This is a genomic window from Pseudovibrio sp. Ad26 (assembly GCF_001623285.1).
GTDB classification, from domain to species: domain Bacteria; phylum Pseudomonadota; class Alphaproteobacteria; order Rhizobiales; family Stappiaceae; genus Pseudovibrio; species Pseudovibrio ascidiaceicola.
Genome location: NZ_LMCE01000049.1, coordinates 342,113 through 361,287, shown reverse-complemented (window position 1 = coordinate 361,287; position 19,175 = coordinate 342,113). Strand labels below are relative to the sequence as shown.

Below are 19,175 nucleotides of genomic sequence, written 5' to 3'. Positions count from 1 at the left end.
ATCCATGGCTAAACTACAACTGGATAAGACGAACTTCTTCGTCGGGGGCATTGCGGTACTCCTACCGACAATGGGCATTCTGGCAGCGGACATTGCTGCACCGGGCTCCGGTAAAGCTGTCATCTCTTCTTTGAAGAGCTATCTGACAAACGAATTTGGCGCGTTCTACATGTGGGCAGCGATCTTGTCGCTGATCTTCTGCCTGAGCGTTTCTTTCAGCAAGTACGGTAACATCGTGCTTGGTGACCCAGATGAAAAGCCTGAATACAATACGATCTCCTGGGTCGCGATGATCTTCAGTGCGGGCATCGGCGCGGGCATCCTCTGGGGTGGCGCCAGTGAGTGGATCTACTACATGTCCACACCGCCACTGGGTCTTGAGCCGGGCACCGAACTGGCCAAAGAATGGGCAATCACCACGGGCATGTTCCACTGGGGTCCAAGTGCATGGGCACTCTACTCCGTGTGCTCCATCACCATCGGTTATTACTATTATGTGCGTAAAGACCCGGTTCTGAAGGTTTCAGAATCCTGTAAGGGTGTTCTGGGCACACGCGCAAAAGGTCCTCTGGGCAACGTCGTTGATATCTTCATCATGATCGGCTTGGTGACTGCAAGTGCGACCAGCCTTGGTCTGGGCACTCCGGTTGTTGCTGCTGGCTTCTCCAAAGTGCTTGGCATTGAGCACGGCACTTCCATGAACCTTGCAGCTCTTGCAATCGTGGTTGCGCTGTTTGCAGCAAGCTCCGCGCTTGGCCTGAAAAAAGGCATGGCGAAGCTGTCCAACTTCAACATCTTCCTAGCGGTTGGCCTGCTGATCTTCGTTCTGTTCTTCGGCGGCTACTTCCTGACCACCATCAAGTCCTTCACCACATCCGTTGGTGCGCTCGTGACAAACTTTGTACGCCTGAGCACCTACATGGAGCCATACTCAGAAAACTCCACCTTTGTGTCTGACTGGACGATCTTCTACTGGGCATGGTGGGTTTCTTACGGTCCATTCCAGGGTCTTTTCTTCGCGAAGATCTCCCGTGGCCGCACAATCCGCGAAATGGTTCTGGGCACCCTGTTGTTCGGTTCCCTGGGCACTGCAGTGTTCTTCGCAATCTTCGGTAACTACGGTATTGGTCTTCTGGATGCGGGCATCTTTGATGCACCTGCAGCACTGGCAGCTGGTCAGAGCTCCTTCACCGTGATCATCGACATGTTTGCGAACCTGCCATTGGGTACTCTGTTCATCATCGGCCTGTGCGTTTCCGCGATCGTGTTCATGGCAACCACCTTTGATGCGGCATCCTTCTCTCTTGCAGCGATGACCACCAAAGAACTGCCAGATGGTGCAGATCCAGCACTTTGGAACCGTCTTGTTTGGGCACTGTTCCTGGGCATTATCCCAGTGGTGATCAACCTGATTGGCGGCGACTTGGGCACCATCCAGATCTCAACGGTTGTTGGCGGATTGCTGATGGTCATCATCCTCGGCATTGTTGCGGTCTCGTTCCTCAGAGAACTGCAACGCGACATTGCCAACGGTGTCGAACTTCCAATGCGCAAAAAATAATAAAGCACATGAGGGCGCCAGCAAAAACTGGCGCCTTTCTCTTAGGAGCACATCATGTCACTAGCACTTAACCCAGCAGTCGCACCCATCAAGTCCGTCGAGTTTATTCCGGTCAATTACAAAGCCAGCAACTGGAGCCAGAACACGGTTGTCGTCAAGATAACAGACGAAAACGGTGTCTACGGCCTCGGTGAAGCTGACGGCTCTCCGGACGCAATTCTCGCTTATTCCAATATTGAAACAGAACATAAGTGGCTGACGAACCTGACCGAAAGAGTCATTGGCCGTCTGCCTATCGAAATCAACGCCATCTGGGATGCCATGTATGACGCCACGCAGTGGCAGGGCATGCGCGGATTGGGCATGTTCGCCCTCTCCGGCATCGACATGGCGCTTTATGACCTTGCGAGCAAACAGCTCGGCGTGCCTGCCTACCAGCTACTTGGCGGCACCAACAAAGACAAAGTCCATCCGTATCTGACGCTTTATCCGGCCATTCCGGTGGATGCGTCTTTGGACGTCGCCATCAAAGGCTACGCCCCACTGCTTGAAAAAGCCAAGGCACACAACATCCGCGCGGTGAAAGTGTGCGTGCCGATCAAAGCAGACTGGAGCATCAAAGAAGTCGGCTATTATCTGCGCGAGCTGCGCGGCATCTTGGGCTACGACACCGACATGATGGTGGACTACCTCTACCGCTTTACAGATTGGTATGACGTTGCACGCCTGCTCAATTCCATTGAGGATCTGGAGCTTTACTTCGCAGAAGCGACTTTGCAGCACGATGATCTGAGCGGCCACGCCAAACTGGTAGAAAACACCCGCTCCCGCATTTGCGGTGCAGAGATGAGCACCACCCGCTTTGAAGCTGAGGAATGGATCACCAAAGGCAAGGTGCATCTGCTGCAGTCTGACTATAACCGTTGCGGCGGCCTGACAGAGCTGCGCCGGATCACCGAGATGGCAACTGCTCACAACGTACAGGTAATGCCGCACAACTGGAAGACAGGCATCACCTCGGCAGCGGCGATCCATTATCAGTTCGCAGTCGGCAACGCACCATACTTTGAGTATGTGCATCCGGACTTCTGTGACGGGGAGCTGCGCAAGTATCTGGTGACGCCAGAAGCCGAGTTGGTGGATGGGGGCTTTGAAAAGCCAACCGCACCGGGCTACGGAATCGACCTGAACCAGCAATTTATGGCGAACCTGTGATGACACTCTTCACTCAGCACCCCTCTGCGGGCTGAAGATACACACAGGAACGTTCTCCGCCCCGCCTCCATCTCGCTTTACAGCCTCGCGTATCTGCAAAGTGTGCCTAGGGGCGGAGGATCTTCTCCTGAGCCACTCAGGAATATATTTCCCCTGGGTAGAGACGTACCCTGCCCACTACTCACCCTGGTCAAGCCCCATTGACCGGGGTGTTTTATGAACTCACTTCAGCATACACACTTCCCTATACGTCAACCTGCCGGATGAGCTCCGTTAATTTGATAAAACGTTCCATCAAAATCACGCATTTTCACGTATATACACGCATCTCACCAGCAGAATCACAGTTTCGTGAACTGATGGTTTTCTCGAATCAACAAATATAATTAAGTATTAAACATCTCTTTATTAGAATAGATCAGAAGAAAAACATACTACAATTATTTGATCAAGTGGTCAGTTTTTAGAATTATTTATCAGGCAGCTAACGTATTTTATCTAAATATATTAACATTTTGAATTGATATCATTAAAAGATTCAGATGTTTTATACCTAAAACAATATATTCTGCATTCTATTCACACATCGAGAGTTCGTCAATGATTCAACCAGTAGATGTGTTGATACTACTTTCTTCTGTGAATCCAAAGATCATTTATATTGCCTTTCAGTGCATCCCTCATACGTTTAGGTGGTTTACTACTACTATTACTCTAGGGGAGATAATATGTTTAGAGATAATCACGTTGAAGAGGCAAGAGTTATTGAAGGAGGCGATGCGCCATATAGCACAACGACCCCATACTCTATTTCATCGGGGGACACTTTTGAGGGAACGCTGAGTTTTTCTGGCGATAAAGACGCAATTAAACTCGAGGTACAGGCTGGAGTAACTTACACAATTTCAATGGAAGGCATCGGAAGTGGGGGCGTTTCCGATACATACCTGTACCTTTACGATTCCAACACAAACGAAATCGCAACAGACGATGATGGCGGCAGCGGACGTAACTCCGAAATCACCTTCACCGCAACATCCACCGGCACCTATTACATTGGCGCTGCGTCCTACAATGATCGCTACACTGGCGATTACAGAGTCTCCGTTGATGCAGACGGCGGCCCAACTGACCCGCCAACCGATCCAAACGCGTTCACCAACGACCAGATTGCAAGCCAGCTGACCGATGGGTACTGGAACAACTCAGGCCGTGGTCGTCGTGCGTTTGACGTGAGCCCGGGTGAGGCTCTCACCGTCAACCTCAATGGACTGAACTCTTCTGGCCGAGAGCTTGCAACCAAAGCTCTGGAAGCATGGACAAAAGTCACCGGTATCGACTTCCAGACTGTCAACTCCGGCGCTCAGATCACATTTGACGATAACGACAGCGGCGCTTACGCAAACTCGACAACACGCGGCAGCACCATCGTTTCTTCAACCGTGAATGTTAGCACTGACTGGGTTGCGCGTTATGGCACTGGCCTGGACGGCTATGCTTTCCAGACTTACGTACACGAAATCGGTCACGCGCTCGGTCTGGGTCACGCTGGCAACTACAACGGCAGCGCGACTTACGGCGTGGACAACCACTACTCCAACGATTCCTGGCAGGGCACAATCATGTCCTACTTCGATCAGGTGGAGAACACCAGCGTCGACGCTAGCCGTGCCTACGTCGTCACCCCAATGATTGCAGACATCCTTGCTATGCAGGACCTGTACGGCACAGCAACCGATCTGCGTACCGGGTCCACCGTTTACGGTGAAAACTCCACAGCAGGCGGTTACTACGACGACATCGCAGACCTGAACCCGGCCACGTTCACCATCATGGACAATGGCGGCACAGACAGCATCAACTTCAGCTCTGTCCGCGCTGACCAGAAAATCTCTTTGGTGGCAGAGACTTACTCTGACGTGAACGGCCTGACCGGCAACATGACCATCATGCGTGATACCGTGATCGAGAATGCTTATTCTGGCTCAGGTAATGATGAGCTGATTGGTAACGATGCCGACAACGGTCTGTATGCCAATGCTGGTAATGATACCCTCGAGGGTGGTCTCGGTGATGACACCCTTTCCGGTGGTTCTGGTCGTGATACCTTCGTGTTCAACATCAACTGCGGTGCGGACACGATCGTTGACTTCTCCAATGGCCTTGACTTTATGAGATTTGAAAGCGGTGCAGACAGCTTTGCAGACCTTACGATTCAGGACACTGGTGCAGACACAGTCGTCAGCTATGACGGTGGCTCCATCACCCTCTCAGGTGTTGATTCCAGCCTCATCAATGCAGACGATTTCACGTTTGTATAAGGGGTAATAAAATGTGCGACCTGCCGCAATGGCAGGTTGCATAATTATTTAATCAAATCATAAGTTTGCGGTATTTCCCTCAAATTCAATAGATGAGCAAAATTAAGTGTCTTACCCCTTTCAAATAGTGTGCGATTTACATACTATGGGGACCACAATTTTTGTTGGGGCATAACCACGAGTTTTGTAGCGCAAGAGGCGTCCAATCGTTCTTTGGGAGGACGTGCCGCGCACTGAAGTTTGGGGCCAGGTGGTTTCGGGAGTATCTATGAGTACATCGAAGAGTGGGCAGCCAAAGCGCCCTATGGTGGCTGAGGCGTTTGCGGCGTCTCGGTCCGGGTATGCGGGCGTCGGGGTCTTGAGTCTGGTCATCAACCTGTTGATGCTGACGGGTCCGATGTTCATGCTGCAGATCTATGATCGCGTGCTCGCCAGCCACAGCGTGCCAACCCTGGTGATCATCGCCAGCTTCGCCGGTATCCTCTACCTGTTCTTCGCCCTGCTGGAAGGCATCCGTGCCCGTGGCCTGTCGCGTATTTCTCAGGAAATTGATGCCCGTCTGTCGCGCACCGCGTTCCTTGCCAACCTGCGCGTGCCATTGCGCATGGGCAACAGCGGCAAAAACGTAGATCCTATCCGCGATCTGGAAACCATGCGCCAGTTCTGGGGCGGTCAGGGTCCAGCCGCGCTCTTTGATATTCCATGGATGCCTATCTATCTGGGTCTGGTGTTCGTGCTGCACTTCTGGCTCGGCATGCTGGCACTGGCCGGTGCGGTCATCATCCTCTCGCTGGTGCTTGCCAACGAGTTCATGAGCCGCGATCCCTCCAAAGAGCTGGCCTCGCAAAACGCACAGCGCAGCAACACCCGCTCTGGAGCACGGCGCAACGCAGAAGTGGTGCGCGCCCTTGGCATGAGCTCAACGCTCACCAACAAGTGGGATGAAGCCAACGCCCGCTTTTATGATGCCCAGACCAAAGCAGGCGACCGCGCCTCGCTGTTCGCCACCGCCATCAAAGCCTTCCGCTTTCTGCTTGGTTCGGCTGTTCTGGCGGTTGGTGCATGGCTTGCGATCCTTCAGGAAGTCTCTCCCGGTGTTATGATCGCAGCTTCCATCATCACCTCCCGTGCTCTGTCTCCTGTGGAGCAGGCGGTTGGCCAGTGGCGCGTGTTCATCGCCGCCCGTCAGGCCCGTGCCCGTTTGGAGAAATCGCTGGAAGGTCTGGATGAGACCCCGCCAGAAACCGAACTGCCACTGCCAAGCAAGGCCCTCAATGTACAGCAGATCGCAACAGCTCCTCCCGGTGCGCGCGCTGTCACACTGGCTGGCGTCAACTTTGAGCTCAAGGCAGGCGATGGCATGGGCATTATCGGCCCCTCCGGATCCGGTAAAACCAGTCTGGTCCGCGCGCTCGTGGGTGTTTGGCCTATCCTGCGCGGTGCCGTTCGTCTCGATGGCGCGGAGCTGAGCCAGTGGTCGGAAGATCGTCTGGGCACTGCCGTTGGCTACCTGCCGCAGGATGTGGAACTGTTTGACGGCACCATTGCCGAAAACATCTCCCGCTTTGCAGCAGAACGTGATGACGAGAAGATTTTGGAAGCCGCCCAGCTTGCCAATGTGCATGAGCTGGTCACCAGTCTGGCTGACGGTTATGACACGCAAGTTGGAGAAGGCGGGGCTCTGCTTTCTGCCGGACAGCGCCAGCGTGTGGGTCTGGCCCGTGCGCTTTATGACAGCCCGTTCCTGATTGTGCTTGATGAGCCGAACTCCAATCTGGATTCAGAAGGCGAAGCAGCACTGACCCGCGCCATCAAGCTGATGCGTGAGACCGGCAGCATCGTCATTGTCGTTGCCCACCGTCCAAGCGCGATCTCAGCCGTTGATCTGTTGCTTGTTGTGAAGGATGGCCAACAGGCCGCCTTTGGCCCGAAAGACGAAGTCCTGCCAAAAATCAGCGCTCCTGCTGGCGTGCCAGCCCCCGGAGCGGTTCCAGCTCCCGGCGCAAAACCAGCCCCAGCTGCTGCAAAAACAGGACCATTGAGCGTGGTGCCACATGCCTGAGCAAACAACACTTACCACTATTCAGACCTCTCGTAAGAAACACATGCGTTGGGGCCTCGTCCTTGTTGGAGTTCTGGTTCTTGGCCTTGGCGGCTGGTCCTCCGTTGCCAAGATCAACAGCGCGGTGATCACCTCTGGCGCCATCGCAGTCGATGGACAGGCCAAGAAGGTACAGCATCAGGAAGGCGGCATTGTCGGCGAAATCCTCGTCAAAGACGGCGATGAAGTCAAAGCCGGTGATGTGCTGTTCCGCCTTGATGAAACGGTAGTGAAAGCCAATCTAGCCATCACTCGCAAGCGTCTTCATCAGATGCAGGCGCAGGAAGCCCGCCTTTCTGCCGAGTGGCGCAATGACGCTCAGGTCACCTTCCCGGAATATCTGGTTGAGCTGGCAAAGACCGACAAGATTGCTGCCACTGCTCTGGATGGTGAGCAAGCTCTCTTTGCTGCCCGTCAGCAAGGCATCAAAGGCCGCAAGAAGCAGCTTGGCGAGCAGATTGCTCAGCTGGAGCAGCAGATTGAAGGCTTGCAGGTGCAGCGCGATGCGAAAGCCGAAAGCATTGATCTTGTCACTCAGCAACTCGCCGACTTTGCTTCTCTTTTGGAAAAGCGCCTGATCAACGCCTCTCAGGTCACCGCCATCAAGCGGGAACGGGCCGAGCTGGTTGGGGACCGCGGTGGGCTGATCTCTCAGGTCGCTCAGACCAAGGAAGCCATCAGCGAAAAGCGCGTGCAGATCCTGCAGCTGGACGAAGAGTTTTTGGAAAAAGTTCTGTCTGACCTGCAAAACATTCGCTCGCAGATTGCCGAGTTGGAAGAGCAGGAAGTGGCCGCACAGGACCGCCTGAAGCGCGTCGACATTCGCGCCCCGCAATCCGGTTATGTGCACCAGCTCAACGTTCATACCGTTGGCGGCGTGATCGCACCGGGTGATACCCTCATGCTGGTGGTGCCGGAAGACAGTGATCTGGTGATTGAAAGCCGCGTTCAGCCCGTTGATGTGGATCAGCTGCAAGTGGGACAAGACGCTTATGTGCGCCTTGCCGCCTTCGACCAGCGCACCACACCTGAGCTGGGCGCAGCTGTGCTCAACGTTTCCCCGGATCTGACCCGTGATGAGGTCACCGGCGAGCCGTTCTATCTGGCACGCCTGAAGATCCTGGAGAGCGAAATGCCAAAGCTGAACGGCCAGACCCTCGTCCCGGGCATGCCCGTCGAAGGCTTCATCCAAACCGGCGAACGCACCGTCCTCTCCTACTTCATAAAACCAATGCAAGACCAAATCGCCCATGCGCTCAAGGAGAAGTAAGGAGCCCCTTACTTCCTCGGAACGAAAGCAAAAACTGTGACGGAAAGGGATCTAAAGCCCCTTTCCGTACACTGCTATTCAACAGAGCTCTGTTAGCCAGAACAAATCACGGACATCTCATGATGGACCATGCAGAAGTCTATGCACGGAAATGGCGGCTTAAAGAATTTTCCCATGAGGGTGAAACCACACGTAGCAATTTTTACTCGTGTCGTTCCGAAGAGTTTGGCCCAGCTCTACTTAAGATTCTTAATTCAAATGGTTTAATCACCGAGAGAGGTGGCTTCGCACTATTAGCGAGATATAATTCCAATTCTGCCGTAAGAATATATGAATACGATGAAACCGCAGCATTGATGCAATGGCTCGATGGCCCACGCTTGCTGGATTTTATAGATCAGGGGCATGAAGAAGATGCACTTAATATCCAGTTAGAAATCACCCGTCAGCTTTTAAAATCGCAAGTCAGTTTGACAGGTCTTAAGACACTCGAACACCTCATGGCAGACAGCCTTAATATGAAACCAAAGGCCGTGCCAGTTTGGGCCTTGGACGTCGTTCCAATCGCCCAAGCGATAGCACACGACGTCATGGCAGATCGTTCTGACTGGCAGGCTCTTCATGGTGATCTTCACCCCCGAAACATCATCAAACACGGAACAACGTGGCGCGCTATCGATGCACGGAGCCTATTAGGGCCTCCAGCACTTGAGTATGCCAATCTTTTTATTAATCCATGGGATAGGAAAGAGCTGATCTTTAGACATGGACGAATGGAAGATCTAGCTAAGCGGGTCAGTATGCAGTTGGGTTGCGACATTAAGGAAGTTGTCTCATGTGCGATCACCAATGCGCTTTACTATGCACAATCAAGCTTCCTCATTGGACAGGGGCGTCATCCAATCAAATGCATTCGCCAACTGCTCACGCTTCTTTAAGCAACGTGCTCATGATACCATAAGCCCTTACACCTAGCAGAACAGATTACAAGGTAAACGGGTTGCAGGGCATAACAGCTTTCATCCTCAAAGCCCGACCACCAAACATTGCAGCCTTCACCTCCCTGATTATGGGAGCGATTTTCATTTGGCCAGTAAAAAAGCGGCCTTGAGGGCCGCTTTTTCTGTTCTTTAAAAGGCCCTCACAAATTCGCGAGGGCCTTCTTTTTGCTTAAACGAGCATTTCGCTTGGGCTGCTGAGGTCCAGACCGATGACAAGTGGGTCATGGTCGGATGCGCCGTACTGGTCGTCAGTGTAGAAACCAGCATCGGTGAAGCGGCTGTTGTAGCTGAGCAGGTCTGGCTCATCAGCATTGATGTGCCACTCAGCAAGGCCGGTTACCTGATCAGCAAGGCTGTCGGATGCCAGAGCATGGTCCAGTGAACCGCGCTGACCATCAAACACGAAGCTGTAAGCTTCATCGCCCAGGTACTGAGACAGAAGATCGGTCATATCGCCGCCCTCTACCAGTTCCTGTACGGAGTCGCCTTTACCGTAGGTGTTCAAATCACCGATCACGAGGATATCCGGATCAAGACCCGCACCCGCATATTCGGTTCTCAGCCACTCATGCAGCTCTTTTGCTGCGTCTTCACGTGCCTGAGCCCAGAAGGCCTGCCCATCGCCCTGATCGTAGTTTGGATCAGCGATCAAGGCATCCAGATCTGCCTGTACCTGGTCAACATCAGCTGCCGGAATGGTACCTGCATCCAGTTTACCCTGAATGTCTTCCACCAGGTCGCTCAGGCCACTTGGCCCCTTGGACTTGTAGTGGTTGACTGCGAGGGTAAAGCGTTCGCCATTTGCATCCTCAAAAGTGGTTGCAACGGTTGGGCGGTTACGCTGGAAGTCACCTACATATGAACGATCAGCAAAGTCCTGCAGACGATCCGCAATCGCGTAAGTCGCATCCGCACTTGTTTCCTGATAGGTGTAGGTTTCTGTCTCAATGACAGTCAGCTTGCCAGGACGGTAGATCATACCGGTGGTGATAGCATCAGACCCAATCGGAGCCCCGTCAGTCGGGTTCACGAAGGTGTAAAGCTCATCAGTCCGGCCCTGAGCGGTCAGCTCTGCATTCAGTGCATCAACAAGAGCGCTGATCGCAGATGCATCGTCGAAGCCGTTGTTCTCCAGTTCCTGAAGACCAAAGACGTCCGCATCGATATCAAGCATTGCCTTGACGATCTTGTCGGTCTGACGCGCAAGATCTGCCTCGGAGCTCGCTCCACGCTGACCAAGGGTGGTGAAGTAGTTCAGCACGTTGAAGCTGGACACTTTCAGATCACCGCCCACATCAGCAGGCTGGTCAGGACGTGCACCGGAGTTGGTGCTTTCATCGATGGAAATCTGGCCGTCAACAATCAGAGTATGACCATCAAAGCCTTCGGTGAGAATGCCTTCGATCGGTGCATCGATCTCTGTGCCAAGACGCAGAGTTGCCCCTTCAGAGAAGTCATCACCGCTATCCAGATACCCATTGCCATTGTCGCCGTTTTCTTCGGTAACTGGCACGTAGGTGAACTCGTCAGGGTTCTGCTCAGAAGAACCATCATCGATAAGGATGCGGTTGTTCTGGTTCATTTCCTGATGTTCGATGATCTGGTCAAGCTCATCCTGCGGATCGTACAGATGGGTTGCCTGATACTGGGCGCCAGCGGAAACTGTAATCTGACCATAGCGGTCGAAATTGAAGTTTTCGATGACTGTCAGAGCATCGTCTGTACCGGAGCCAACGCTGACGCGCATGCCTTCCAGAGCTTCCAGGTTCTGCTGGCTTGTTGGAGACAGAAGCACCTGCATGTATTCTGGCAGAGCATTGCCGGAAGACAGGATGCTCAAATCCCCAATGTTAGTCAGCTGTGTCTGGCCACCAAATTCAGCAACCGTACCACCGAAGGACACTTCATCACCAACAGCAACGGTTGGAGCCGCACCGGTGTAAACGAAGATACCTTCAGAGGTTGCGGAGTTGCCGTCGCTGTCAGTTGTTTCTTCCTGCAGGTAGAAACCACTGCTGGTCACACTTGTTACAAGCGCGCTGACGTAAACGAACTCACCAACCATGCCGGATTCTGCACCGTCACCCTGAATGGTGGAGATGAGTGTAGGCGCGGTATCGTCGTTCACAACAGTGCTGGTTGCAGTCTTGGTTGTGATTTTGCCACCCGTTGGGTTGCTCAAGGTCACAGACAGGGCTTCGCTCAGCTCGGTTGTTTCATCGCCAGTTATGTTGACTGTGATGGTCTTGGTGGTTTCGCCAGCTGCAAACTCGATGCTGCCAGATGGCAGAGTGCCACCGAAGTCAGCTGCATCAACGTCGCCGCCAACAGCAAAGTCAACAGTGCCAGCCTCAGACAGATCACCATCACGGGTCACTGTGAACTCGAAGGAGGTTACGCCGCTGTCGCCTTCAGCTTTGGAGTCAGCTTCTGCTGCGATAGCGTAGGTTGTGGACGTACCGCCACCGCCTGTGGTGTCGCCTTCCAGCTGCAGGTTTTGCAGAACGAATGCTTCATTGCTGCCGTTTGCAGAGCCTTCAACGATGATGGTTAGCTCAGAACCCGAACCTTCCAGATCAGCAACAAGTGTTTGCAACTGGTTGGTAAGAACAAGGCCAGAGTTGGTTTCAACCATCGGATCGTTCAGATCAACAACCTTACCGCTGGCAAGGGTGTAAGACTGAGCACCGTCATTGTCAGAGGTGAAGGCGAACAGAGTTTGCTCTTCGCCACCATCAATGGAATAGCGGATGGAAATGGTGTCATCAGACTCGAAATCACCCATTGCACCAGCATCCAGAGACAGGCTGATATTGCTGTAATCTGAGATGTCGAAGCGCCAGGTCGCGACCAGCGGGTCACCATTAGGATTGTCGTCGTTGACGGTATCGGTCAGACCGAAGAACTCACCAGTGTTGGAGACTTCATCGATAACGCCGACTGCATCATTCTCGAAGCTGCCATTGGTGGAATCGACCAGCGAGAATGGAGCATCTGCGGCAGTGTACTTGCCAAAGCCGTCTGCAGGACTGGTGAAGTCTGGTGCAGTGCTGGTGTACTCGATCAGACGATCATTCTGTGAGTCCACCATGTCAAACGCGAAGGTTTCGCGCACAACAGCCGGGTTGCCGAGGATCTTCAGGTTCTGCAGCGCAAACGCTTCAGAACTTCCGTCTGACTTGCCTTCAACGCTGATGGTCAGCTCAGAGCCAGTGCCTTCCAGATCAGACACGAGGGTCTGCAGCTGGTTGGTCAGCACAATGCCTGCGTCTGCATCAGTCAGCGGATCATCCAGATCAACAGTCTTACCGCTGGCAAGGGTATAGGTCTGTGCACCGTCATTGTCAGAGGTGAAGGAGTACAGAACCTGCTCTTCGCCATCGTCAATGGAATAACGGATCACAAAGGTGTCTGTGCCTTCAAAGTCACCCATTGCACCAAGATCAAGGGAAAGACCTAGATCTTTGTAGCCTGCAATGTCGAAGGTCCAGGACGCTGTCAGTTCGCCATCATTGTCATTGTTGATGCTATCGGTTACGCCGAAGAACTCACCAGAGTTGGTGGCTTCATCGATGATACCCAGAACGTCATTCTCAAAGCCGCCATTGGTGGAATCGACCAGTGAGAATGGCGCACCATCCGCAGTGAATTTGCCGAAGCCATCAGCAATGCTGGAGAAATCAGGCGCAGTGTTGGTGAAGCTCACCAGACCCTGATTTTGAGAGTCGACCATGTCGAACGCGATTACGTCACGCACAACTTCGTTTTCATCTTCAACAGTGACGGAAACGCTTTGAGTATCAGAACCGCCGTCAGCGTCGGTGACAGTGACTTCAACCTGATAAACGTTGTCGCCATCAGCATCTGCTGGTGCTTCAAAGTCAGGAGCTGTCTTAAAACTCAGCTGACCAGTTTCAGCGTCGATCTCGAACAGGCCAGCATCTGTACCAGAAACAGAGTAGGACAGGTCCGTGTTATCAACGTCAGTAGCAGATGCAGTCGCCACCTCAGTGGTGTTTTCTGCAATAGCAACGTCAGAAGCAACAGACAGAACAGGTGCCTGATTGGAGCCAGTCACGGTCACAGTAACAGTAACGTCTTTGGTGCTGCCGTTGCCGTCGGTCACTGTATAGGTGAAGGTATCTTCAGCAGTCTCACCTTCACGCAGGCTGTCAAAAACATTGCCTGGGTTGTATGAGACCTGACCGTTTTCGAGAGAAACGGTTGCGCCAGATGCGCTGTTTGCGGAAACTTCAGTGATTGTCAGCGTATCGCCGTCATAATCCTTGTCGTTTTCCAGCAGAGTGGCAGCCTCAATAACCAGACCTTCATCGCCGGATGCAACAGCATCTTCTCCAGCGCGGATCTCATTGTTGCGACCATCCAGATAGTAAGTGTAGTCGTCAGCTGCGAAGTAAACTGCCTCGACATTCATCAAGGTGTCTTTTTCAGAACCGTCGTTTGCGATGACATTGGTCTTTGGATTCCACCAGCCACCACGCTGCTGGAATGAATAGTCATCGATTGAGCCTTCATAAACGGCTGTATCGAAACCACGACCACCATTGATGCTGTCATTGCCTGCACCACCATGGATGACATCGTCGCCACCAGCTGCGCTGATGCGATCGTTGCCTTCACCAGCAAAGATAAGGTCATTGCCCTTACCTGCCCGGATCCAGTCATTTCCAGCATATGTGGAGATGGTATCGTTACCGTTGAAACCCCAGACCCAATCAATACCGTCGGTACCCGTGATGACGTCATCCCACCACGTGCCAAAGTTTACGCTGATCGAGTAGAAGTTAAATCGAGGAAAGAAATTGAACATGTATCAACCCCGTTACAGTTCATCTTATCCGAGTTCGTCACTCCCCTCCCAGTTTTGAGCCGGGAGCCAAGACGAACGATTATTTTTTGCTAGATGCCCGAAAGATTTTCTGCAGCATGCATCGACAGTTTTCTCGATGTGGAGGGTGACGTAAAGGACGTATTGATCAATTTTTCACTTTTCGCATATTATTTCGAATAATATTTTCTTTTGTGAAATTTTTTTCAACTTCGCGTTGCATATCAATGTCAAGGCGACAGGAAGTTACCCAGTGCTGTGCATAACTCGGGGTGCTTTTAAACACAGTTTGGCCCCTGTGCGACTCATATTTCACAAAGACGCTCTGCGAATCCATAGATACAATTAAAATTTAATTATCAAAATCACGACTTTTGCGGGTTCATAGCGTGCAGGCAGCACCCGCTTGAGCAAAATCATACCAATTCTATATTTTATCTCATTTAGAGTATCATTTTCTAACTTGACTTATCTTTGTAGTATGTAGTTTCTTATATCCTATCTTTTCAGCAAACTAAGCGAACTTAGAGAGTGCTCGCGATAACAAGAAACTGATGAGACGGAATTAAGGGACGGGGCAAGCATGTGTAATTTGATCGATAAAATCAGGAAGTCAGTGATTGGTGAGGACGCAGCCATCACCACGGCATTTGGTCGTAAGCCATTGGTTTATGCGGATTACACAGCCTCTGGCCGTTCGCTGAGCATGATTGAGGATTACATCCGGGATCATGTTCTGCCCTACTATGCCAACACCCATACAGAGACCTCCTACACAGGAGCGCAGACAACCGCACTGCGTGAGCAAGCCCGCCAGCAGATCCGTTCCTCGGTCAACGCAAACGACAGTCATTCCGTGATCTTTTGCGGCTCCGGTGCAACTTCTGCGATCCATAAACTGATCGACGTTCTCAACCTGAAACTGCCAGCAGACCTAAGCGCACGCTACAAGTTTGAACAGCAGATACCAGCGGAGGAACGCCCCGTCGTCTTCATCGGTCCTTACGAGCATCACTCCAACGAGCTGCCATGGCGCGAGAGCATCGCAGACGTGGTTTCCATCCCTCTTTGCGAAGGTGGTCAGGTCTGTCTGGACGATCTTGAAAAGCAGCTCATCAAGCACGCAGATCGCCCCCTCAAGATTGGCAGTTTCTCGGCGGCCTCAAATGTCACCGGCGTCAAAACAGATGTCGACACCGTCGCCCGCCTGCTTCACAAACACGGCGCGCTCTCCTTCTGGGATTACGCCGTTGCGGCCCCGTATGTAGGCATCGATATGGCTGGCACATGCGATGAGCAGGGCGACAGCTCCAAAGACGCCATCTTCCTGTCACCCCACAAATTTGTTGGTGGACCGGGCACACCGGGCGTTTTGATCGTCAACGACGCAATTCTAAAGAACCGGGTGCCAGCAATGCCGGGCGGCGGCACCGTCATGTACGTAACACCGGAAGATCATCGTTACGTGGCTGACGCAGAACGCCGCGAAGAAGGTGGTACACCAGCTATCATTGAATCTGTGCGGGCGGGACTGGTGTTTAAGCTTCAGCAAGCCGTTGGTACTGATGAGATTGAGCGTCGGGAAGAAAGCTTTGTGTCCAGAGCTGTCGCGCGTTGGTCAAACTGCGAGAACATCGAGATACTCGGCAACACTGAGGCACCACGCCTGTCTATCACCTCGCTGAAGATCACCCATAAAGGCAAAGACCTGCACTACAGCTTCATTGTGGCGCTGCTCAATGACCTGTTCGGCATTCAGGCTCGTGGTGGTTGCTCCTGCGCAGGTCCATACGGTCACACCTTGCTTGGCATGGACATGCACTACAGTAAGGCACTGGAGGAGCAACTGGTGGAAGGGCACATGATCCTGCGTCCGGGTTGGATCCGCCTCAACTTCAACTACTTTATTGATGAAGACACCTTCGAGTATCTGGTACGGGCTATTGAGTTGGTTGCGGAGCACGGCTGGAAGTTGCTGCCATTCTATCGCTTCGACCAAAACGGCGCTGTCTGGCGCTACCAAAACCACAAAACAGAACTCGCAGCGTCTCTCGAAACACTCGATTTCAACGCACTACCAGAAGCCGCAGAAAAATCAGAGCGCCCTTCTCTGGCTGAGACAATGAAAGCAGCTGAAGCCGAACTCCTGCGTAACCACAGCACTGAGGAACGCTACAACGTCATTCAGCCGCAAAAAGTAGAAGAACTCCGCTGGTTCGTCCGCCCACAAGACGTTGCTGTGGCTTAACAAGAAGCCAAGGCGACGGAGACAGACCGTCGCCTGTGACACCTCACAAACACTTCACCCAATCCTCATAGCGTCTATCGACATCTGGAGAGGATATGGCTCGCGACCAGGCGATACCCGCAGAGTTTCGGGCTTCAGTCGGGGTCATAAAGAAGCGTTTTTTGAAAGCACGACTGAAGGTACTCTCATAGACAAAGCCGAAGGAAAATGCGATTTCTGAGTTTGAGCGATGGGTATTACTGTTGCTGATGAGCGCCATCATTGCGCCCTTGAGACGTTGCTCCAGAATGAACCTTTTCACACCGCCGTAATTGCGGAACATCTCATAAAGTTTTGACCGCGAGATACCTGCTTTTATAGCCACAGTTTCTGGCGACAGATCCGGGTTCGACAGTTGCTCATTGATTGTGCGCTTAGCCAACATAATCTGCGCTGCATGGCTGTTTGCATCCACCAGAACAACGCCTTCAGACGTGCTGTTGAGGCAAACAACGATGAGTGAAATCGTTGCCGGGTTAATATCTGCAGCTTGTGACAAGCTCAGTTGACCCGACAACTCTTTCAACGATTTAATATGACTGTAAAGAAGCTGAACCATGGGCTGCGCGGCAGGTAATCTCCGCATATGCTGCCCATCTGGATAGACCAGTTTAGGTTCGAGCAACTCCCTGGGAATAATCAGGGATAGGTTTGAAAATGTATTGGTCCAGGATTTTGATGTCCTGGCTAAATCAAAAATGATGAGGCCATCCTGTGCAACAGAATGTTGTGCACCTTCATGTTCGTAAAACATGTCTCCTGTTTCGAACAGTTGGATCATGAAGTGATCCATTCCATCTTTTGCAATGGTCAGTTCACTCCTCTCCCAATACTGCTTTCTACTTTTTGTCCGGGCCAGAATAATTTGCCCAAACATATGTGCATCTACTTCGGCGGTGAACGCATCCGACCTAACGGCATGGTCTGCTTCCACCTGAAACATGAAGGAGATACTTTCCTTCCAGAGAGAGAAGCGCTCATCTGGCGCAACGCCGTCAACGGAAAACACAGCCTGAGGAATAGGCTCCGAAATTTCCACCATCGGCGCTCCATCAATGAGATCCACCTCACTCAAAGAAACTGTCCTTGTAAAACCAGCACAAGTAATACGTGCTTTTACTAAAACCTTATAGCAATTGTATATATCTCCAAGCCCCACCCAAACAATGACGTGGCGTCCAGATCATTGTGCATTTTGTTTGGAACCTTCTGAAAACTAACTTTATTCCTGAGAAACTTGCATTGATGCATGAAGAGAGCACAACGACGAAAAGACCCCAAGTACCGGTTTCTGGCGCTTCGCCTCTCATTCAGGTGAACGTAATGTGATTAAACTGGGAACGAGGCCGTCTTGCATTCTTCCTTCCAAAATCACACCTAAAGAAGTGCTCACTGCACATATCTTAGTTCGTGCGCTTCCCCATCGAGCATCTTAAGGATCTCCCAATGGCTTTGGATAGTTCTGTTTCCTCAAATTCTTCATTGAGAAACGTATTGCCTGCTTTGCTACTGGCTGGTGTCATCGGCGAAGTCGCCTTTGAAGCCTATGCCTGGTTTGTCTCACCCATTCTGTTTGGCCCTGTGCTGGAACCCGCCTATCTTATCAGGGCCTTGGCAACCAAACTGTTCGGCCTCACCATTCCCTATAGTGTTGCCTTCATCGTCCACTTCTCCGTTGGTGCAGTCGTCTTCCCACTTGCGGTGTTTGCCGTGTATGAAGTCACCAGGCTTCGACTTTGGCTCTCAGGCGTCGTTGCTGGTGTGCTGCTCTGGTACATCGCACAGGGCATGCTCGCGCCCTTCATCGGCAGAAGCTTCATGATGGATTTTGGCGCCTATACGCAGTCCTCATTCATCGGACATGTCGGTATGGCCATGGTGATGGGTGTCATCTTCCAAAAATTCTCTGAGAACCGGAGAGAGCGCTAAGCGCCCTCTCCTTCATCTTTGTGTCAGTTCACGCAGAATACTTCAGCCGGATGACCAACTGCTGCGTATCCTCGTTGAAGTCCTCATGCATCTCTTCAAATCCGTAGCGCGCATAAAAGCCACGCCCGATTGGATTGTGCTTAAAAACTTCCAGTTCAACGCTGTCATGAAGCGAGGTGGCCTTGTCCATCAAAGCCTTCCCAAGCTTCTGCCCGTGGAAATCAGGGTGCACAAACAGCCCGCCCACTTCATTGCCAAGCAATGCAATGAACCCGACAACGGCCTCATTTATCTCAACAACCCAGGTTTCGGCGTTGGGCAGATACAGGTTTCGAATATTTTCGGTTTCGTGGGCTAAAAAGCTGTCGCTCAGAAAAGGGTGAGCAAGTTTGCTGGCCTTGAGCCAGACGTCAACAATGGACTCGGTGTCACGAGTTTCAAATTTACGGATCATTTCTATGTCCTGAAGAGTGCCGTTAATCGGCGCTTGATGTTCTGAAAATGAAGGCATGCAAAACCGGCCGTGCAAGCTGCGCGGTCTTAAAGTTAAAAGCATGCGAAGGGGTTCTTCTTTGAACCCTCAGATCCGGGACATCAAATCTCCTGTGAAACATATAAGAGCTGGCAATCTATACCTCAGT

At 52.1% G+C, this 19,175-nt stretch carries 11 protein-coding genes; 8 read left to right on the top strand and 3 right to left on the bottom strand.

The genetic code is table 11. From position 1 onward, the window contains the following. The first annotated feature begins 4 nt into the window (after positions 1–4). The 6 genes from PsAD26_RS10670 (at position 5) to PsAD26_RS10645 (ending at position 9,406) form a co-directional block, all read left to right on the top strand. A complete protein-coding gene (locus PsAD26_RS10670; RefSeq protein WP_208860585.1) occupies positions 5–1,561 on the top strand; it encodes a BCCT family transporter in 1,557 nt (518 codons plus the stop codon). Positions 1,562–1,615: 54 nt separating this feature from the next. Beyond that, positions 1,616–2,776, top strand: a complete 1,161-nt coding sequence (locus PsAD26_RS10665; RefSeq protein ID WP_063310372.1) for a mandelate racemase/muconate lactonizing enzyme family protein — start codon at positions 1,616–1,618, stop codon at positions 2,774–2,776. A 728-nt stretch (positions 2,777–3,504) separates the two neighbouring features. Continuing rightward, entirely contained in the window at positions 3,505–5,097 is a 1,593-nt protein-coding gene (locus tag PsAD26_RS10660; RefSeq protein ID WP_063310371.1) for a M10 family metallopeptidase C-terminal domain-containing protein, read from the top strand. A gap of 268 nt (positions 5,098–5,365) precedes the next feature. Continuing rightward, entirely contained in the window at positions 5,366–7,159 is a 1,794-nt protein-coding gene (locus tag PsAD26_RS10655; RefSeq protein WP_063310370.1) for a type I secretion system permease/ATPase, read from the top strand. Then, positions 7,152–8,468, top strand: coding sequence for an HlyD family type I secretion periplasmic adaptor subunit (locus PsAD26_RS10650; protein WP_063310369.1), 1,317 nt, complete (start codon positions 7,152–7,154; stop codon positions 8,466–8,468). The genes PsAD26_RS10655 and PsAD26_RS10650 overlap by 8 nt, the downstream gene beginning before the upstream one ends. 119 nt (positions 8,469–8,587) lie before the next feature. After that, positions 8,588–9,406: an aminoglycoside phosphotransferase family protein gene (locus PsAD26_RS10645; RefSeq protein ID WP_063310368.1), complete on the top strand. Its 819-nt coding sequence runs from the start codon at positions 8,588–8,590 to the stop codon at positions 9,404–9,406. Positions 9,407–9,638: 232 nt separating this feature from the next. On the opposite strand, the gene PsAD26_RS10640 is transcribed toward PsAD26_RS10645, so the two are convergent. Next, on the bottom strand, positions 9,639–14,300 hold the full coding sequence (locus tag PsAD26_RS10640; RefSeq protein WP_063310367.1) for an ExeM/NucH family extracellular endonuclease: 4,662 nt from the start codon (positions 14,298–14,300) through the stop codon (positions 9,639–9,641). A gap of 601 nt (positions 14,301–14,901) precedes the next feature. Between PsAD26_RS10640 and PsAD26_RS10635 the strand changes: the two genes are divergently transcribed. Further along, the gene (locus PsAD26_RS10635; protein WP_063310366.1) at positions 14,902–16,566 is read left to right on the top strand and encodes an aminotransferase class V-fold PLP-dependent enzyme; all 1,665 of its coding nucleotides are present in this window, start codon (positions 14,902–14,904) and stop codon (positions 16,564–16,566) included. 43 nt (positions 16,567–16,609) lie between these two features. Here the strand turns inward: PsAD26_RS10635 and PsAD26_RS10630 are convergent, their stop codons facing one another. Continuing rightward, positions 16,610–17,671, bottom strand: a complete 1,062-nt coding sequence (locus PsAD26_RS10630) for a helix-turn-helix domain-containing protein (RefSeq protein ID WP_244278203.1) — start codon at positions 17,669–17,671, stop codon at positions 16,610–16,612. A 380-nt stretch (positions 17,672–18,051) separates the two neighbouring features. Between PsAD26_RS10630 and PsAD26_RS10625 the strand changes: the two genes are divergently transcribed. Further along, a complete protein-coding gene (locus PsAD26_RS10625) occupies positions 18,052–18,534 on the top strand; it encodes a hypothetical protein (protein WP_063310364.1) in 483 nt (160 codons plus the stop codon). A 28-nt stretch (positions 18,535–18,562) separates the two neighbouring features. Here the strand turns inward: PsAD26_RS10625 and PsAD26_RS10620 are convergent, their stop codons facing one another. Then, the gene (locus PsAD26_RS10620) at positions 18,563–18,988 is read right to left on the bottom strand and encodes a GNAT family N-acetyltransferase (RefSeq protein ID WP_063310363.1); all 426 of its coding nucleotides are present in this window, start codon (positions 18,986–18,988) and stop codon (positions 18,563–18,565) included. Positions 18,989–19,175: the final 187 nt, after the last annotated feature.

What these genes read in the sequence shown, in the direction of transcription:
- PsAD26_RS10645 (WP_063310368.1), top strand. Translation starts at nt 8,588, where the DNA reads ATGATGGACCATGCAGAAGTCTATGCACGGAAATGGCGGCTTAAAGAA.
- PsAD26_RS10655 (WP_063310370.1), top strand. Translation starts at nt 5,366, where the DNA reads ATGAGTACATCGAAGAGTGGGCAGCCAAAGCGCCCTATGGTGGCTGAG.
- PsAD26_RS10625 (WP_063310364.1), top strand. Translation starts at nt 18,052, where the DNA reads ATGGCTTTGGATAGTTCTGTTTCCTCAAATTCTTCATTGAGAAACGTA.
- PsAD26_RS10670 (WP_208860585.1), top strand. Translation starts at nt 5, where the DNA reads ATGGCTAAACTACAACTGGATAAGACGAACTTCTTCGTCGGGGGCATT.
- PsAD26_RS10620 (WP_063310363.1), bottom strand. Translation starts at nt 18,988, where the DNA reads ATGATCCGTAAATTTGAAACTCGTGACACCGAGTCCATTGTTGACGTC.
- PsAD26_RS10660 (WP_063310371.1), top strand. Translation starts at nt 3,505, where the DNA reads ATGTTTAGAGATAATCACGTTGAAGAGGCAAGAGTTATTGAAGGAGGC.
- PsAD26_RS10665 (WP_063310372.1), top strand. Translation starts at nt 1,616, where the DNA reads ATGTCACTAGCACTTAACCCAGCAGTCGCACCCATCAAGTCCGTCGAG.
- PsAD26_RS10635 (WP_063310366.1), top strand. Translation starts at nt 14,902, where the DNA reads ATGTGTAATTTGATCGATAAAATCAGGAAGTCAGTGATTGGTGAGGAC.
- PsAD26_RS10650 (WP_063310369.1), top strand. Translation starts at nt 7,152, where the DNA reads ATGCCTGAGCAAACAACACTTACCACTATTCAGACCTCTCGTAAGAAA.
- PsAD26_RS10640 (WP_063310367.1), bottom strand. Translation starts at nt 14,300, where the DNA reads ATGTTCAATTTCTTTCCTCGATTTAACTTCTACTCGATCAGCGTAAAC.